Origin of the sequence: Enterobacter sp. SORGH_AS_0287, assembly GCF_031453695.1 — a bacterium.
In the GTDB taxonomy this organism is placed as follows: domain Bacteria; phylum Pseudomonadota; class Gammaproteobacteria; order Enterobacterales; family Enterobacteriaceae; genus Enterobacter; species Enterobacter ludwigii.
In genome coordinates this window covers 3,367,174-3,384,894 of the sequence record NZ_JAVIZW010000001.1, presented here as the reverse complement: position 1 = coordinate 3,384,894, position 17,721 = coordinate 3,367,174, and the positions used below count along the sequence as shown (strand labels likewise).

Genomic DNA, 17,721 nt, shown 5'->3' with positions numbered 1-17,721 from the left:
ATAAGGTGTTGGAATGTTTATATCCGACCAGGAGACCTAATGATATCGACTCCCATTCGACGATATGGGGCCGCGATACTCATGTTACTCACCATGGCATTTTCGGGTGAGGTGCTTGCGAAGACGCACACGGATACAACGAGTAAGAAAGCCCACGTAATAAAGACGACAAGTAGTAAGGTTAGCAGTAAACAAGAGTATTCTCGCAATAGTGCAAAGAGTAGTTCACTTCCTGATTTGCGAAAATACCCTTCCGGAACACCAAGGAAAAAAGCGTTTCTCCGGACGGTAATGCCTTACATCACAAGTCAAAACGCCGCGATTACTGCGGATCGTAACTGGTTGATTGCCAAACAGTACGACAGCCGTTGGTCGCCATCAGAACGCGCGCGTCTGAAAGATATCACCAAACGCTACAAGGTGAGCTGGAACGGTAACACGCGCCGTGTGCCGTGGAACTCTCTCTTAGAGCGTGTCGACATTATCCCGGGGAGCATGGTTGCGACCATGGCTGCAGCCGAAAGTGGCTGGGGCACCTCGAAACTGGCGCGTAACAACAACAACCTGTTTGGTATGAAATGTATCAAGGGTCGTTGTAACAATGCTCCAGGTAAGGTGAAAGGTTATTCTCAGTTTGAATCGGTGAAAGATTCCGTGAATGCCTACGTGGTGAATCTGAACACGCATCCGGCCTACTCATCGTTCCGTAAATCGCGCGCTCAGCTGCGTAAAGCGGATCAGGAAGTGACGGCCAGCACGATGATCCACAAGCTGAAAGGTTATTCGACCAAGGGACAGAGCTATAACAACTATCTGTTCGCGATGTACCAGGATAACCAGCGCTTAATCGCCGCACATATGTAATTCAAAAAAAACGCCTTCCATCGGAAGGCGTTTTCTTTTCTCTTTTTTCTACATCATCACTTCGCTGTGACGCTCCCGGTACTCTTTTGGCGTACTTTCATACTCCTTTCGGAACACCGAATAAAAATATTGCAGCGACGGGTAACCGCACATCTGTGAGATTTCGTTGATCGACAATGAGGTGGAGATCAGCAGGCTGCGTGCTTTCTCCAGTTTCTCGGCGTGGATGACCGCATGAATGGTTTCGCCCACTTCCTCTTTAAACCGCTTCTCCAGATTCGAACGGGAAATGCCCACCGAGTCCAGCACCTGATCGACCTTAATCCCTTTGCAGGCGTTGTTGCGAATGTAGTGCATGGCCTGAATAACTGCCGGGTCGCTTAAGGAGCGGTAATCCGTTGAACGGCGTTCGACTACACGGACAGGGGGAACCAGTAAGCGCTGAAGCGGCAACGCTTCTTTATCCAGCAGACGATGCAGTAACTTCGCCGCCTGATAGCCCATCTGACGCGTACCCTGTGCCACGGACGAGAGCGCCACGCGAGAGAGGTAACGCGTCAGCTCCTCGTTATCGATGCCAATGACGCACAGTTTTTCCGGCACCGGAATGTGTAAATGTTCGCAGACCTGCAAGACGTGGCGGGCACGAGCATCCGTAACGGCAATGATGCCGGTTTGCGGCGGCAGGGTTTGCAGCCAGTCCGCCAGTCGGTTTTGCGCGTGCTGCCAGTTTTCCGGCGCGGTCTCCAGCCCCTGATAAACCACGCCGCGGTACTTCTCCTGCGCGACAAGCTGGCAGAAAGCATGTTCGCGCTCAACTGCCCAGCGCTTGCCGCTGGTTGACGGTAGACCATAAAACGCGAAGCGATGGACGCCTTTCTCTTTCAAATGCAGGAAGGCGGTCTCAACCAGCGCATGGTTATCGGTGGCGATATAGTGGACCGGCGGATAGTGCTCGGGCGCATGGTAAGAGCCGCCGACGCCGACAATCGGAACGTCGACGTCAGTCAGCAATTGCTCAATGACGGGGTCGTCGTAGTCAGCGATGACCCCATCGCCCAGCCACTCTTTGATGTTTTCGAGACGGGTTCGGAAATCTTCTTCGATAAAAATATCCCACTCGGATTGCGACGCCTGCAAATATTCACCAACGCCCTCCACCACCTGACGGTCGTAGGCTTTGTTGGCATTGAATAACAACGTGATGCGGTGACGCTTTTCAAACATGGCTAACTTCCCAAATAAGTCACAATATTGTTATCAGGCTCGTCGCTTGGTTGCAGAGTCCATCCAGACTGCCAGCAAAAGAATGGCCCCCTTGACGATATACTGCCAAAACGTCGGGACGTCCATCATACTCATCCCGTTATCCAACGAAGCCATGATAAATGCCCCCATCACCGCGCCTGCCACGCTGCCGACACCGCCTGCGAGGCTGGTGCCGCCAATGACACAGGCGGCGATAGCGTCCAGCTCGGCGATGTTCCCGGCCGAGGGAGAACCCGCCCCCAGACGCGAGCTGAGGATCAACCCGGCGATAGCAACCATCAGGCCGTTAATGGCGAAGACGGCGAGTTTGGTGCGCTCGACGTTGATCCCTGAAAGACGAGCAGCCTCAAGGTTGCCGCCGATGGCATAAATACGGCGACCAAACGCGGTACGCGTGGCCATAAACATCCCGGCCAGCAGCAACAGTGCCAGCAGCAATACCGGCGTCGGGACACCGCGATAGTCGTTCAGAAGCCAGATTGCGCCCAGCACAATGACCGCAGTGAGTGCCTGACGACCGACTGTGGACGTTGACGCTGGCGATGCCAGACCCAACGCCTGACGGCGCATTCGCCCACGCCACTGCCAGGCCACAAACGCCAGCAACCCAATCACACCGAACGTAAAGCCGACGCTATCGGCGAGGTAGCTCTGACCAATTTGTGACATGGCTGCGCTGGTAGGGGAGACGGTGGTGCCGTTGGTGATGCCAATTAAGATCCCGCGGAAGGCCAGCATCCCCGCCAGCGTGACAATGAACGACGGGACTTTACGGTAGGCAACCCACCAGCCGTTCCAGGCGCCCAGCAGCAGGCCCAGCACCAGCGTAACCGCAATGGTCAGCGGCAGTGGCCAGCCAAGCCAGACGTCAAAAATGGCCGCCACGCCACCAAGCAGACCCATCATCGACCCCACCGACAGGTCGATTTCCGCCGAGATAATCACGAATACCATGCCCACCGCGAGGATGCCGGTAATGGCGGTCTGACGCAGCAGGTTAGAGACGTTACGCGCGCTTAAATACGAGCCATCGGTCATCCAGGTAAAGAACAACATGATGGCAATAATCGCCGCGATCATCACGAAAACCTGCAGGTTCAGCGCTTTTAGCCCGGCAAACGCGCCGGGCGTCGGAACAGCGACTTTAATATCAGACGGATTGCTTTTCGACATGACGTTCGCTCCTTAAAGCGGCTTCCATCACCTGCTCCTGCGTCAGGTTCTGGTTAATCAGATTGGCTTTCAGTTTTCCCTCGTGCATGACCAGCACGCGATCGCTCAGGCCGAGCACTTCGGGTAACTCAGACGAGATGACAATGACGGCAATCCCTTGCTGTACAAGCTGATTAATCAGTTTGTAGATTTCGTACTTGGCGCCGATATCGATCCCACGCGTCGGCTCGTCCAGGATCAATATGCGTGGGTTGAGAAGCAGGCAGCGCGCCAGGATTGCCTTCTGCTGGTTGCCCCCGCTCAGACGTCCAATGGCCAGTTCCGGGGAGGATGTTTTAACCTTGAGTCTGGCGAGCGACTGGAGAATGCACTGCTGCTCAGCAGCATCATCGAGGCTGCTCAGCGCACCGGAGAACCTATCGAGCGCGGCAAGCGTGATGTTTTTACCCACCGCCATGACCGGGACGATGCCATCTTTCTTGCGATCTTCCGGTACCATGGCGATACCGTGGGCAATCGCCTGCTGGCAGTTCTCGATTTTTACCGGCTGTCCGTCGATAAAAATACGGCCTTCCCAGCGGCCCGGCCACACGCCAAACAGGCACTGGACGGCTTCAGTGCGCCCGGCCCCGACTAACCCCGCAATACCGAGGATTTCGCCGCTGTGAAGGGAAAACGAGACGTCATTAACGCGCTTGATGTGGCGGTTAACGGGATGCCACGCGGTGAGGTTTTCCACGCGTAACACTTCGTCACCCGTGGTGTGCGGTTCGTTTGGATAGAGCGCCGTGAGCTCGCGCCCCACCATCATGGTGATGATGTCATCTTCACTCATGCCAGCAGCTTCACGTGTGCCGATGTGCTGACCGTCGCGGATCACACAGATGGTGTCCGAAATGGCTTTTACCTCATTGAGCTTGTGCGAAATGTAGATGCACGCAATGCCGTGGTTTTGCAGATCGCGAATGATATTGAGCAGGACGGCCGTTTCCTGCTCGGTGAGGGAGGCTGTTGGCTCATCGAGGATCAGCAGCCTTACCTGTTTGTTCAGCGCCTTGGCGATTTCAACCAGCTGTTGTTGCCCGAGGCCAAGATCACCGACGCGCGTATCCGGGGAGATCGCGAGACTTACCTGGGCCAGCAGTTTTTCACAGCGTAGCGTCATGGTGTCGTAATCCAGTACGCCATGACGTGAAATTTCGGCCCCCAGAAAAATGTTCTCCAACACGGTGAGGTGCTTCACCAGCGCCAGCTCCTGGTGGATGATGGCGATGCCTTTGCGTTCGGTATCGCGAATGTGTGTCGCCTGAATCACTTCACCGGCAAAGACAATTTCGCCTTCGTAACTGCCGTGCGGGTAGATCCCACACAACACTTTCATCAACGTCGATTTGCCCGATCCGTTTTCGCCACACAGCGAGACCACTTCGCCGGGATTGAGCCGCAGACTGACGTTGTCGACCGCTTTCACCGCGCCAAAGCGCTTGGTGATGCTTTTCATTTCAAGTAAATAAGGCATAACTGCTCCACATGACCCGAGGGAAGAACAGTACAACTCGATGCGCCCCCGCAGAGCAGGGGCGCGCTGGATTACAGTTCACTCTTCTTGTGGAAACCGTCTTTAATGACGGTGGCATCAATGTTCTCTTTATTGACTTCAATGGGGGTGAGTAGACGAGCCGGAACATCTTTAAGCCCGTTATTCAGCGTCGCGTCTGCCTTAGGTTGCTTACCATTTCCCAGCTCCACGGCAATTTCCGCCGCCGTATTCGCAAGCTGGGTAATCGGTTTGTAGACGGTCATGGTTTGTGTGCCTGCCATGATGCGTTTGACGCCCGCGAGGTCGGCATCCTGACCCGAAATAGCCACTTTTCCTGCCAGCCCCTGGGCGCTGAGTGCCTGGATTGCGCCCCCTGCGGTGGCATCGTTGGATGCGACGACAGCATCGATTTTGTTGTTGTTGGCGGTTAAGGCGTTTTCCATGATTTTCAGCGCGTTTTCTGGCAGCCAGCCATCCGCCCACTGATCGCCGACCACTTTAATCTTACCGCTGTCGATATACGGCTTCAGGACTTTCATTTGCCCTTCGCGGAACAGCTTGGCGTTGTTATCAACCGGCGAGCCGCCCATCAGGAAATAATTGCCCTGAGGTACTTTGTCGATCAGGCTTTTAGCCTGTAATTCACCCACTTTTTCATTGTCGAACGAAATATAATAATCGATATCCGCATTATTAATCATGCGGTCATAGGCTAAGACTTTTATGCCTTCTTGTTTGGCTTCTTTAACGACGTTACTTAATACCTGGCCGTTATAAGGGATAATGACCAGCACATCGACGCCGCGGTTGATCATATTCTCAATTTGCGACATTTGCGTTTCTTCGTTGCCGTTCGCGGATTGCACAAACACATTCGCGCCAAGTGATTCCGCTTTTTTCACAAAAATATCGCGATCTTTCTGCCAGCGTTCAAGGCGCAGATCGTCAATCGCCATGCCAATTTTGACTTCCTTGGCATGTCCGGCAAAGCTTGCAAGGAGGAGCGTAGTGCAGAGAGTAAGGGACAGGTTCTTTATCTTCATAATTATAGGGCCTTTTTGTAGGGGTATGTGTTGCTGAGATAAAAGAAACATTCACTGCTGGGACGCAGCAAATTTTTAACGGGGAAAGGCGGGCTGGCAATTACAGATTTTTATCTTCGCATTATGATATTTGGTTTATTTCTGAATTTATGACCGCGATCGAATTTTAAAATACGTAACGTCTTAATTACATTTGATTATGGAAGAGGGGCCGAAAAATAGTTTGCCTGCACATTATTTTGCGAGCCAGCGCACAGTTGTGCATTCTCTCAATAGCAGTGTGAAATAACGTAATTGAGCAAGCTAAAATGTCTATTCACTATTACTCCTGTATCAACGACTCGCCGCATACCCTGATTATGGAGCTCAATATGCAAGCTTATTTCGACCAACTCGATCGTGTTCGTTACGAAGGCCCGAAAACAACCAATCCTTTAGCATTTCGTCACTACAACCCGGATGAGCTGGTGCTGGGTAAGCGCATGGAAGATCATTTGCGCTTTGCCGCCTGTTACTGGCATACCTTCTGCTGGAACGGAGCCGATATGTTCGGCGTGGGTTCCTTTGACCGTCCATGGCAGCAGCCGGGTGAGGCCATCGAGCTGGCGAAGCGTAAAGCCGATGTCGCCTTTGAATTCTTCCACAAACTGAACGTGCCGTACTACTGCTTCCATGACGTAGATGTGTCGCCGGAAGGCGCCTCACTGAAAGAGTATCTGAACAATTTCGCGCAGATGGTGGATGTGCTGGCGGCTAAACAGCAGCAAAGCGGCGTGAAGCTGCTGTGGGGCACGGCCAACTGCTTTACCAACCCACGCTATGGCGCGGGTGCGGCAACCAATCCGGATCCGGAAGTGTTTAGCTGGGCGGCAACGCAGGTGGTTACCGCAATGAACGCCACGCATCAGCTGGGGGGCGAAAACTATGTGCTGTGGGGCGGTCGTGAAGGCTATGAAACCCTGCTCAACACCGACCTGCGTCAGGAGCGCGAGCAGATTGGCCGCTTTATGCAGATGGTGGTCGACCATAAACACAAAATCGGTTTCCGCGGTACGCTGCTGATCGAACCGAAGCCTCAGGAACCTACGAAGCACCAGTACGACTACGACGTTGCTACCGTGTACGGCTTCCTGAAACAGTTCGGCCTGGAAAAAGAGATCAAAGTTAACATTGAAGCCAACCATGCCACGCTGGCCGGCCACTCTTTCCATCACGAGATCGCGTCTGCTATCGCGCTGGGTATCTTCGGTTCTGTTGATGCTAACCGCGGCGATGCGCAACTGGGTTGGGATACCGACCAGTTCCCGAACAGCGTGGAAGAGAATGCGCTGGTGATGTATGAAATTATCAAAGCGGGTGGTTTCACCACCGGCGGGCTGAACTTCGATGCCAAAGTGCGCCGTCAGAGCACCGACAAATACGACCTGTTCTACGGCCATATTGGCGCAATGGATACCATGGCGCTGGCGCTCAAAGTCGCCGCCCGTATGATTGAAGACGGTGAACTGGATAAACGTGTCGCGAAGCGTTATAGCGGCTGGAACAGTGAGCTGGGTCAGCAAATTTTGAAAGGCCAGTTATCGCTTGCGGACGTCGCGAAGTACGCTGAACAACATCAACTGGCACCGCAGCATCAGAGCGGGCATCAGGAGCTGCTGGAAAACCTGGTTAATCACTACCTGTTCGATAAATAACAGTGAGTAGATAATCACGTAAGCCCGGTAAGCGTCACGCCACCGGGCATTTCTGTTAAAGGAGTCACCGAATGTATATCGGGATTGATCTTGGCACATCGGGTGTGAAAGCCATCCTGTTAAGCGAGCAGGGCGACGTGTTAGCAACGCAGACAGAAAAGCTGCAGGTCTCACGTCCGCATCCGCTATGGTCGGAACAGGATCCGGAGCAGTGGTGGCTGGCAACGGATCGTGCAATCAAAGCGCTAGGTGAACAGCACAGTCTGCGTGACGTCAAAGCCCTCGGCATTGCCGGGCAAATGCACGGCGCGACGTTACTGGACAGTCAACATCACGTTCTGCGGCCGGCCATTCTCTGGAACGATGGTCGCTGTGCAGAAGAGTGCGCACTCCTTGAAGAGCGAGTACCCACCTCCCGCAGTATTACCGGCAACCTGATGATGCCCGGTTTTACCGCACCAAAGTTACTGTGGGTACACCGCCATGAGCCGGAAATTTTCCGTCAGGTGGCGAAAGTTTTACTGCCAAAAGATTATCTGCGTTTTCGCATGACGGGTGATTTCGCCTGCGACATGTCCGACGCTGCCGGCACGATGTGGCTCGACGTGGCCAAGCGTGACTGGAGTGAGGCCATGCTCGATGCCTGCCACCTGACCCGCGAACATATGCCAGCGCTCTATGAGGGCAGTGAGATAACGGGTACCTTACAGCCTGCCGTCGCAGAACGCTGGAATATGCCTGCTGTCCCGGTGGTGGCCGGTGGCGGTGACAACGCGGCGGGTGCCGTGGGGGTCGGGATGGTGGAAGCCGGGCAGGCGATGCTTTCGCTGGGAACGTCTGGCGTCTATTTTGCGGTCAGCGATGGTTATCGCAGTAATCCTGAAAGTGCCGTTCACAGTTTCTGCCATGCGCTGCCGGGAAAATGGCATCTGATGTCGGTTATGTTGAGCGCCGCCTCTTGCCTTGACTGGGCCGCGAAACTGACCGGGATGGCTGATGTTCCGGCACTGATTGCTGCTGCACAGCAGGCGGATGAAAGTGCGGGTACCGTCTGGTTTTTACCCTATCTTTCCGGCGAGCGCACGCCGCATAACAACCCGGAAGCGAAAGGGGTATTCTTTGGGTTAACCCATCAGCATGGTCCGGCGGAACTGGCTCGTGCCGTTCTGGAAGGCGTGGGATATGCCCTGGCGGACGGAATGGACGTGGTGCATGACTGCGGTGTGACGCCGGCGAGTATCACCCTGATTGGCGGCGGTGCGCGTAGCAGCTACTGGCGCCAGATGCTGTCTGATATCAGCGGACTGCAGCTCGATTTTCGTACCGGTGGTGATGTGGGGCCTGCGCTCGGTGCAGCGCGACTGGCACAGATTGCCATGAACCCGGAAACGCCGCTTTCTCAGCTGTTACCGCAGCTTCAACTGGAACAGGCGCATCTGCCTGATGCGGCACGTCATGCGCGTTATGCGCAAAGACGCGAGGTCTTTCGCAAAATCTACCAACAGCTGCTGCCGCTGATGTCGTAAATACGGTTGTCTGTCAGAGGCACGAGGTTGTCCTTTTTTGGTCTGTGCGGGCCTTTATTTCCTTGCCAGTATGGTGTCATACCCACTGGCGAGGAGATTCAACATGTCACGTACTGCATTAATCAACATCGATACTCAGCAGTCTTTTCATCATCGTCATTACTGGCAGGAGGACGAAATTCCTGCCTTTCAGCAGGCGATGCTGGGGCTGATTGAGGGCTGCCAGGCGCGTGGCATTCCTGTCGTTGATATTTTCCATGTAGATGAAGACGGTCCGTTCACACTGCAAAGCGGCTATGTCAAACCGATGGCCTTTTTACGTCATCAGCCGGACGTGGTCTTCCAGAAACACGTCCATAATGCGTTCACGGATACCGGGCTTGACCGCTGGCTGCGTGAGCGAGACATTAATCAGCTCATCGTGTGCGGCATTCGCACGGAACAATGCTGTGAAACCACTGCGCGGGTGGCATCCGATCTGGGCTATGCTGTGACCTTTGTTAGCGAGGCAACGCTCACGTTTCCAATGACGCACAAGGGGATAACCCTGAGCGCAGAGGAACTGCGTCATCGTACCGAGACGGTACTGGCCGGGCGGTTTGCCGACATTAAAACGGTTGCGGAGACGCTGGAGTCACTGTAATGAGCATCGACGTCTGGTTTGTGATGTTGCCCGGGGTGCTGTCATTAGACATGACGGGCCCGGCAGAGACCTTTGTGCTGGCCGGGGACGCGTTTCGCCTGCATTACATTGGTCCGCAGGCAGAGGTTCCGACGTCGATTGGTCTGATGATGGGCGGTATTCAGCCGCTGCCGGAAAGCCTGCCTGAGGGCAGTTTGCTGGTACTGCCGGGGGTAAGCGACTCCCGCTTTCAGTTTTCAACGCCGCAGGCGCAGCTGATCCAGCACTGGTTAATGCGCCTGCAGCCAAAAATTCATCGTCAGGATATCACCGTCATGTGTGTCTGTTCAGGGGCGTTGCTGGCGGCAAAATCGGGCTTGCTGAACCACCGGCAGTGCACAACGCATCATGACGTTATAAGCCGTTTGCGTACGGCGGCTCCGACGGCAATCATCAAAGAAAACCGGATCTTCGTGCAGGATGAGAATATCTGGACCAGCGCCGGCATCACCTCGGGCATCGACCTGGCGCTGCATATGATTAACCGTCTGTGTGGCGCAGAAAAAGCGCTGGCCGTGGCGCGCGAAATGGTGGTCTGGTTTCGTCGCTCCGGGGACGATCCCCAGCTGTCGCCATGGTTACGCTACCGCAATCATCTTCACCCGGCCATTCATCGTGCGCAGGATGCGCTTACCACCGAGCCGCACAAAGCCTGGGTTTTACCCGAGATTGCCGCTCTGGCGCATGTCAGCCCGCGCCATTTAACGCGGCTTTTTCAGACGCATTTAGGGATAAGCGTTCGCGACTATCTGGAGCAGTTGCGTCTGGCGGTGGCTGAACAGTGGCTGTTGCAAGGGCGTGGCGTGGAACAGGCCTCACTGGCCGCGGGGTTTTCCTCCCCGCGCCAGTATCATCGTGCCCGGCAGCGCAGCGTTAACTGACGAAGCGGCGGGTGTCGACCTTCTGCAGCAGCATTGACAGCAGCAGGCTCGCCATCAGCGTGACGGTGAAAATCCAGAGGATATCCAGCACCGGCCAGCTTTTGAACTCGACCCCTCTCGTTCTCAGGGCGTGGATCACCAGCGCGTGAAAACCGTATATTCCGAGCGAGTGCCGGGAGATAACGCTCAGCACCGGAAGGGGGCGTGCGTTCAGGGTGTTTTTGACGAGCGTAAGCAGGGATACGGCACAGATGAAGACCATCGGGCCGCAATACAGGTACCAGGTATCGGCAAAATTGCCGCGCCATTGCAGTTCATGCAGCGTTCCACGCGAAATCACGATCACGCCGATGATAAACAGCGCTGCACACAGCCCGTTCATGCCGCGTTTTTGGGTGTCCATCATCCCGATAGCTCGCCCCAGCATGCCGTAGAGTACGTAGTAAAAGGTATCGCCGTTGATATAGAGATTGACCGGTAACCATTCAAAACCATCAATTTTCTGCGACACCGTATTCGGGTTGGCTATGATGCCAATGACCACCATCAGCGCCAGCAGCATTTTCCCGCTCACGGTTTTCACCTGAATCAGTGGGGAAACCAGATAGATAACGATAATGGCGAAGAAAAACCACAGATGGTAGAAGACGGGTTTTTGCAGAAGGTATTTGAGAGATAGCCCGGCGTTAATCGAGGTGAACAGGGTGATATAGAGCAAGGCCACGGCGCTGTAGAAGCCCAGGCAGGCGGCGATGCGGATAAAATGCCGCGGTTGCGCGCTACGCTCGCCAAAAAAGAGAAAGCCGGAAATCATAAAGAACAACGGCACACTGACCCGCGACGCGGAGTTAAGAATATTGGCTATATCCCAGTTAACAGGGCTGATACTGTGCGCATTGGTGACATACCAGGTCGTCGTGTGGATCATGACCACCATCAGACACGCTATTCCTCGCAGATTATCAATCCAGCTAATTTTTGACGACATCAGTTCCTCATCATCCCTTGTAAATTCAGTGTGACTGCGATTGTATTGAAGCCTCTCTCTGGAAAATTCTGAGTTTTATTGAGCAGCCTTGTTTGAAAGCCGCGAGGTTCGCAGAATGCCAGGGCATAATCTATAAAAGCTTTGCTACTAAAAATAACAGCCACTGAACAGGGCGGTAATAAAAATGATGATGAAGCGTGCGGCGTCACTCTTTCTGCTGTTCATCCTGGCAGGATGCAGTACGCCACCCTCTGCACCCGTGCAAAAAGCACAGCAGGGAAAAATCAGCCCGGAACGCTCCCTGAATATGGAGCAGTTCTGTAAGGATCAGGCTGCGCGCCGCTATAACTCGGATGCGCAGAACATTGATGTCACCGGATTTGAGCGATTCCAGGGGAGTTATGAGCTGAAAGGCCATACGTCCCGTAAAGAGGGCTTTGTCTGTTCGTTTGACGCAGACGGTCAGTTTTTACATCTCTCCATGCGCTAAGCCGCTCGCATAATCAACAGCCAGACGCCGGCAGCTGCCTGGCGTGGTGGCTTATTTCCCCAATTTTCCCTAAACAAACCCGTTTCGTACTGTATATCTTGCAGGCAGCGGGTATACTGGTCCCTTCCATTTAAAACCACACGTATCCAGCACGACATACTATGCAAAAGTTTGATACCAAGACCTTCCAGGGCCTGATCCTGACCTTACAGGATTACTGGGCTCGTCAGGGCTGTACCATTGTTCAACCTTTGGACATGGAAGTAGGCGCAGGCACTTCACACCCAATGACCAGCTTACGCGCGTTGGGGCCGGAGCCAATGGCGACTGCTTATGTGCAACCTTCACGTCGTCCGACCGATGGCCGTTACGGCGAAAACCCGAACCGTCTGCAGCATTACTATCAGTTCCAGGTGGTGATTAAGCCATCGCCAGACAACATTCAGGAACTGTACCTCGGGTCACTGAAAGAGCTGGGTATGGATCCAACCATTCACGATATCCGTTTCGTGGAAGATAACTGGGAGAACCCAACGCTGGGTGCCTGGGGTCTGGGTTGGGAAGTGTGGCTGAACGGTATGGAAGTGACGCAGTTCACTTACTTCCAGCAGGTTGGCGGTCTGGAATGTAAACCGATTACCGGCGAAATCACCTACGGTCTGGAACGTCTGGCCATGTATATTCAGGGCGTAGACAGCGTTTACGACCTGGTCTGGAGCGACGGCCCGCTGGGTAAAACCACCTACGGCGACGTGTTCCATCAGAACGAAGTGGAGCAATCCACTTATAACTTCGAATACGCGGATGTGGACTTCTTGTTCACCTGCTTCGAGCAGTACGAGAAAGAAGCGCAGCAGTTGCTGGCGCTGGAGTCTCCGCTGCCGCTGCCTGCTTACGAGCGTATTCTGAAGGCCGCCCACAGCTTCAACCTGCTGGACGCCCGCAAAGCCATCTCCGTGACTGAACGTCAGCGCTACATTCTGCGTATTCGTACCCTGACCAAAGCCGTTGCAGAAGCGTACTATGCGTCCCGTGAAGCCCTTGGCTTCCCGATGTGCAACCGAAACAAATAAGAGGCGGCCATGTCTGAGAAAACTTTCCTGGTGGAAATTGGCACCGAAGAGCTGCCACCAAAAGCCCTGCGCAGCCTGGCTGAATCTTTTGCTGCGAACGTGACTGCTGAGCTGGATAACGCTGGCCTGGCACACGGTAAAATTGAATGGTTTGCTGCTCCGCGTCGTCTGGCGCTGAAAGTGGCGAACCTGGCGGCGTCTCAGCCGGATCGTGAAGTTGAAAAACGTGGCCCGGCGATTGCTCAGGCGTTTGATGCTGAAGGCAAGCCAAGCAAAGCGGCTGAAGGCTGGGCGCGTGGTTGTGGTATCACCGTCGATCAGGCTGAGCGTCTGACCACCGATAAAGGCGAGTGGCTGCTGTACCGTGCACATGTGAAAGGTGAAAGTGCGCAAGCGCTGCTGCCTGACATGATCGCCACGTCGCTGGCCAGGCTGCCGATTCCAAAACTGATGCGCTGGGGCGCAAGCGACGTGCACTTCGTGCGTCCTGTGCACACCGTGACGCTGCTGCTGGGCGATACCGTTATTCCGGCCACCATCCTGGGTGTGGCGTCCGATCGCGTGATCCGTGGGCACCGCTTCATGGGCGAGCCTGAGTTCACCATCGACAATGCTGACCAGTATCCGCAGATCCTGCTGGAGCGCGGTAAAGTTATTGCTGACTACGAACAGCGTAAAGCCAAAATCAAGGCGGATGCGGAAGACGCGGCGCGTAAGATTGGCGGTAAAGCGGATCTGAGCGACAGCCTGCTGGAAGAAGTGACCTCTCTGGTTGAATGGCCAGTGGTACTGACCGCGAAGTTTGAAGAGAAATTCCTGGCCGTGCCGGCTGAAGCGCTGGTGTACACCATGAAGGGTGACCAGAAGTACTTCCCGGTTTACGCCAACGACGGCAAGCTGCTGCCAAACTTCATCTTCGTGGCGAACATTGAATCAAAAGATCCGATCCAGATTATCTCCGGTAACGAGAAAGTGGTGCGTCCACGTCTGGCGGATGCCGAGTTCTTCTTCAACACCGACCGTAAAAAGCGTCTGGAAGATCACCTGCCACGTCTGCAGACGGTGCTGTTCCAGCAACAGCTGGGTACGCTGCGCGACAAGACTGACCGTATTGCGGAGCTGTCTGGCTGGATCGCACGTGAAATCGGTGCGGATGTGAACCACGCAACGCGCGCGGGTTTACTGTCCAAGTGTGACCTGATGACCAATATGGTGTTCGAATTTACTGACACCCAGGGTGTGATGGGGATGCACTACGCGCGTCACGACGGTGAAGCGGAAGATGTGGCCGTGGCCCTGAACGAGCAGTATCAGCCGCGTTTCGCGGGTGACGCGCTGCCGTCTAATCCGGTGGCCTGTGCGGTCGCGATTGCCGATAAGATGGACACCCTTGCAGGTATCTTTGGCATCGGCCAGCATCCAAAAGGCGACAAAGACCCGTTTGCGCTGCGTCGTGCTGCCCTGGGCGTGCTGCGTATCATCGTTGAAAAGAACCTGAACCTGGATCTGCAGACCCTGACTGAAGAAGCGGTACGTCTGTACGGTGATAAGCTGACCAACGCCAACGTGGTCGATGATGTGATCGACTTTATGCTTGGTCGCTTCCGTGCGTGGTATCAGGACGAAGGTTACACCGTCGATACCATTCAGGCGGTACTGGCACGTCGTCCAACCCGTCCGGCAGATTTCGATGCGCGTATGAAGGCGGTTTCCCACTTCCGTACGCTGGAAGCGGCATCTGCACTGGCCGCGGCTAACAAGCGTGTCTCTAACATTCTGGCGAAATCCGACGAAACGCTGAACGAGCGTGTGAACGCTGCGACGCTGAAAGAGCCAGAAGAGATCGCCCTGGCGATGCAGGTTGTGGTACTGCGTGACAAGCTGGAGCCGTATTTCGCCGAAGGCCGCTACCAGGAAGCCCTGGTGGAGCTGGCGGAACTGCGTGATGTCATCGATGCCTTCTTCGAGAAAGTGATGGTGAACGTGGAAGATAAAGAGCTGCGTATCAACCGTCTCTCTATGCTCGAAAAACTGCGTGAGCTGTTCCTGCGCGTGGCGGATATTTCGCTGCTGCAGTAACGTGCATGTGCCTGGTGACGGGCCAGCAGATGAGAAAAACCCGCTTCGGCGGGTTTTTTTATGTCTCGTTTTTTCGTGGGCCAGGTAAGCGCAGTGTAATTGCCTAAAAATTCACCTTGAAATGGTCAGCAAATTACCGTTATCCTGTTTCTCGTTATATTTCTCCCTCAGGAGCGCATCCCGAAAATGAACAAACACGACTGATGAATTTCGATCCTTGCTAAACGCGACCGCGTCGGCAGGGGATGTTTTGATTTCATTCAGGAGTGCTTATGGCTCATTTTGCGCAATCCCCTTCTTTTATTTTGCATCAGGTAACCTGTCAGTTTGCGACGGGCGATACCCTTTTTGGTCCGCTGAATCTTTCTCTGGCGCCGTCACTGTGCGCGCTGGTTGGCCGCAATGGCAGCGGTAAAACACGTCTGCTACGTTTGCTGGCAGGGTGTGATGAACCTGCCAGCGGTCATATCGAACGTTTTGCAACGCACGCTTATGTGGCACAACAGCCCGATATCTCCCCGCGAACCACACTTGCTGAGCTGCTGGGGTATGAGGCGATTTTTGCGGCGCGTAAGCGCATCGACAGCGGTGATTACCAGCCCGATGATTTGGCGTTACTCGACGGACACTGGGATGTAGCAGAACGTCTGAGCGAGGCGTTTTTCCACGCAAAACTTCCACCATTTGACCCGGATAAATCAGCCATGGAACTCAGCGGCGGCGAGCGCATTCGCGCGTTGCTCTGTGGCGCGTTTACGGCTGATGCGGATTATCTGCTGCTGGACGAACCCACCAACCATCTCGACCGGCAGGGACGTGAGTGGTTCTACGACCAGCTCGCCCGTTATCAGGGGGGCGTGCTGGTGGCCTCCCACGACCGTGAACTGCTGGCGAAGGTACCGCGTATTCTTGAACTGAGCGCCTCGGGTCTTCGCCACTACGGTGGCAGTTACGACGACTATACGCATCAGCGGGACGCCGAACAGCAGGCAGCCCGTGCGGCACTGGAACATGCGGCAACAGAACGCAAACGCACCCGCGCGCGGATGCAAAAAGAGCATGACGAAAGCCAGCGGCGTTCGGCGAAGACGTTACGTACGGTCGATAACCTTAATATTGCCTCGTTCGAGCGGGTCAGATACAAAATGGCCGCCAAAGAGCGCATTGGCACCTGGAAAAAACAGCATGGCGATCAACATGAAGCGCTGAATGCCGCGGTGAACAAGGCCCGGGAGCGAGTTGAAGAGGAGAATCCGGTGATGTTCACGTTGCCTGGAAGCCAGATTGCTGAGGGGAAACAGGTGCTGGTGATGGAGGGGCTGGTGCTGCCACACGTCACTCTCCCGCCGACCAACTGGCGAATGGACGGACCGATGCGCGTGGCGCTAAAAGGACCAAACGGCTGCGGTAAATCGACGCTTTTAAAAGTCATTCTCGGCGAAGTGGCTCCGCTCTCAGGAACGTGTAAGGTATCGGTAAACTGCGCTTATCTCGATCAACATCTGTCGCAGCTCGATCTTTCGCAGTCGGTGATGGCGCAACTCAATCTGAGTCATACACCTCTGGAAGAGGGTGTGCTGCGAACCCGTTTAGCGCAGCTTCAACTGGGCGCTGACAAAGTGGCGCTTCCACTGGCTGAGCTGAGCGGCGGGGAACGTCTCAAGGCTGCTCTGGCCTGTGTCTTGTGGCGTGAAGACGCTACGCAGCTTTTACTGCTGGATGAACCGACCAACCATCTGGATCTGGCCTCGGTCGAGGCTATTGAAGCCGCACTGGCCGGTTTCCCCGGGGCATTGCTGGTGGTTTCTCACGATGAGGCCTTTTTGCGGGGGTTAGCATTGACGCATGAACTGGTCTGGGAAGAGGCGGGTTGGCGGTGTGCCCCCCTTTAAAACACAAGCCCCCGCAAAGGCGGGGGCGGTAACTCACTTTACTGCATCATGCTATATGCTTGCTGAGTGCAGGGTTGGCCTGAATCAGGCGCATCAGCTTTAGCTCGGTTGGGGTGGGTTTTTCGCGTTTTGACTCCCACTCCTGCACCATAGCCACGCTGACACCCATCGCTCTGGCGAATTCTTCAGTTTTTAATCCAGTCCCTTTGCGCAATTGCTCATATTCTTTAAAGGGATTGGATCTTTGTTGCAGGGTTAACGTCTGCGGTACATCTTTAAAAATAATCTGTTCCAGGCTGCTCAGCAGCTCAAGCTCAGGATCTTTATATTCCATTGAGGACTCCTCTTAAATCACATACCGGGATCAAGAACATCAGAGAGCCTGTTAAGAATAGTCCCTAATACAAACGACGGATCGTCACGGATGTGATTAATCGTGCGGTAACGATCGCTTTATGCGTTTCAGCCGTTGCCAGGGTGAGACTAATTACCTGATTACGCTTATGTCGGCTTCGCCAGGTATTTTT

15 protein-coding genes are annotated in these 17,721 nt (G+C 54.6%); 9 read left to right on the top strand and 6 right to left on the bottom strand.

The features are described from left to right. Positions 1-39: 39 nt before the first annotated feature. On the top strand, positions 40-864 hold the full coding sequence (locus QE396_RS16045) for a protein bax (RefSeq protein WP_020882650.1): 825 nt from the start codon (positions 40-42) through the stop codon (positions 862-864). 48 nt (positions 865-912) lie between these two features. On the opposite strand, the gene xylR is transcribed toward QE396_RS16045, so the two are convergent. The 4 genes from xylR to xylF all read right to left on the bottom strand — a co-directional run bounded on the left by xylR (position 913) and on the right by xylF (position 5,889). Further along, entirely contained in the window at positions 913-2,091 is a 1,179-nt protein-coding gene (gene xylR / locus QE396_RS16040; RefSeq protein ID WP_020882649.1) for a D-xylose utilization transcriptional activator XylR, read from the bottom strand. 33 nt (positions 2,092-2,124) lie between these two features. Next, the gene (gene xylH, locus QE396_RS16035; protein WP_014168116.1) at positions 2,125-3,306 is read right to left on the bottom strand and encodes a xylose ABC transporter permease XylH; all 1,182 of its coding nucleotides are present in this window, start codon (positions 3,304-3,306) and stop codon (positions 2,125-2,127) included. Then, positions 3,284-4,825: a xylose ABC transporter ATP-binding protein gene (locus QE396_RS16030; protein WP_020882648.1), complete on the bottom strand. Its 1,542-nt coding sequence runs from the start codon at positions 4,823-4,825 to the stop codon at positions 3,284-3,286. Before QE396_RS16030 ends, xylH begins: the two co-directional genes overlap by 23 nt. Positions 4,826-4,896: 71 nt before the next feature. Next, complete coding sequence (gene xylF, locus QE396_RS16025; protein ID WP_020882647.1) at positions 4,897-5,889, bottom strand: D-xylose ABC transporter substrate-binding protein; 993 nt, start codon at positions 5,887-5,889, stop codon at positions 4,897-4,899. Positions 5,890-6,260: 371 nt separating this feature from the next. Between xylF and xylA the strand changes: the two genes are divergently transcribed. The 4 genes from xylA to QE396_RS16005 all read left to right on the top strand — a co-directional run bounded on the left by xylA (position 6,261) and on the right by QE396_RS16005 (position 10,672). After that, on the top strand, positions 6,261-7,583 hold the full coding sequence (gene xylA, locus QE396_RS16020) for a xylose isomerase (RefSeq protein ID WP_086462926.1): 1,323 nt from the start codon (positions 6,261-6,263) through the stop codon (positions 7,581-7,583). A gap of 71 nt (positions 7,584-7,654) precedes the next feature. Further along, positions 7,655-9,109 (top strand): xylulokinase, encoded by a 1,455-nt coding sequence (gene xylB / locus QE396_RS16015; protein WP_020882646.1) that lies wholly within the window; start codon positions 7,655-7,657, stop codon positions 9,107-9,109. A gap of 103 nt (positions 9,110-9,212) precedes the next feature. Further along, a complete protein-coding gene (locus QE396_RS16010) occupies positions 9,213-9,752 on the top strand; it encodes an isochorismatase family protein (protein ID WP_020882645.1) in 540 nt (179 codons plus the stop codon). Next, a complete protein-coding gene (locus tag QE396_RS16005) occupies positions 9,752-10,672 on the top strand; it encodes a GlxA family transcriptional regulator (RefSeq protein ID WP_020882644.1) in 921 nt (306 codons plus the stop codon). The genes QE396_RS16010 and QE396_RS16005 overlap by 1 nt, the downstream gene beginning before the upstream one ends. Here the strand turns inward: QE396_RS16005 and QE396_RS16000 are convergent. Next, a complete protein-coding gene (locus tag QE396_RS16000; RefSeq protein ID WP_020882643.1) occupies positions 10,665-11,660 on the bottom strand; it encodes an acyltransferase in 996 nt (331 codons plus the stop codon). The two genes, QE396_RS16005 and QE396_RS16000, sit on opposite strands and share 8 nt — an antisense overlap. Positions 11,661-11,844: 184 nt before the next feature. Between QE396_RS16000 and QE396_RS15995 the strand changes: the two genes are divergently transcribed. The 4 genes from QE396_RS15995 (at position 11,845) to QE396_RS15980 (ending at position 17,194) form a co-directional block, all read left to right on the top strand. Continuing rightward, on the top strand, positions 11,845-12,150 hold the full coding sequence (locus QE396_RS15995) for a YsaB family lipoprotein (RefSeq protein WP_014168124.1): 306 nt from the start codon (positions 11,845-11,847) through the stop codon (positions 12,148-12,150). A gap of 161 nt (positions 12,151-12,311) precedes the next feature. Then, positions 12,312-13,223: a glycine--tRNA ligase subunit alpha gene (glyQ, locus tag QE396_RS15990; RefSeq protein WP_014168125.1), complete on the top strand. Its 912-nt coding sequence runs from the start codon at positions 12,312-12,314 to the stop codon at positions 13,221-13,223. 9 nt (positions 13,224-13,232) lie between these two features. Next, positions 13,233-15,302: a glycine--tRNA ligase subunit beta gene (gene glyS, locus QE396_RS15985; RefSeq protein WP_014168126.1), complete on the top strand. Its 2,070-nt coding sequence runs from the start codon at positions 13,233-13,235 to the stop codon at positions 15,300-15,302. Between the two features lie 272 nt (positions 15,303-15,574). Then, entirely contained in the window at positions 15,575-17,194 is a 1,620-nt protein-coding gene (locus QE396_RS15980; RefSeq protein WP_020882642.1) for an ABC-F family ATP-binding cassette domain-containing protein, read from the top strand. A gap of 46 nt (positions 17,195-17,240) precedes the next feature. Here QE396_RS15980 and QE396_RS15975 read toward each other — a convergent pair whose 3' ends face one another. Further along, on the bottom strand, positions 17,241-17,528 hold the full coding sequence (locus QE396_RS15975) for an HTH-type transcriptional regulator (protein ID WP_014168128.1): 288 nt from the start codon (positions 17,526-17,528) through the stop codon (positions 17,241-17,243). Positions 17,529-17,721: the final 193 nt, after the last annotated feature.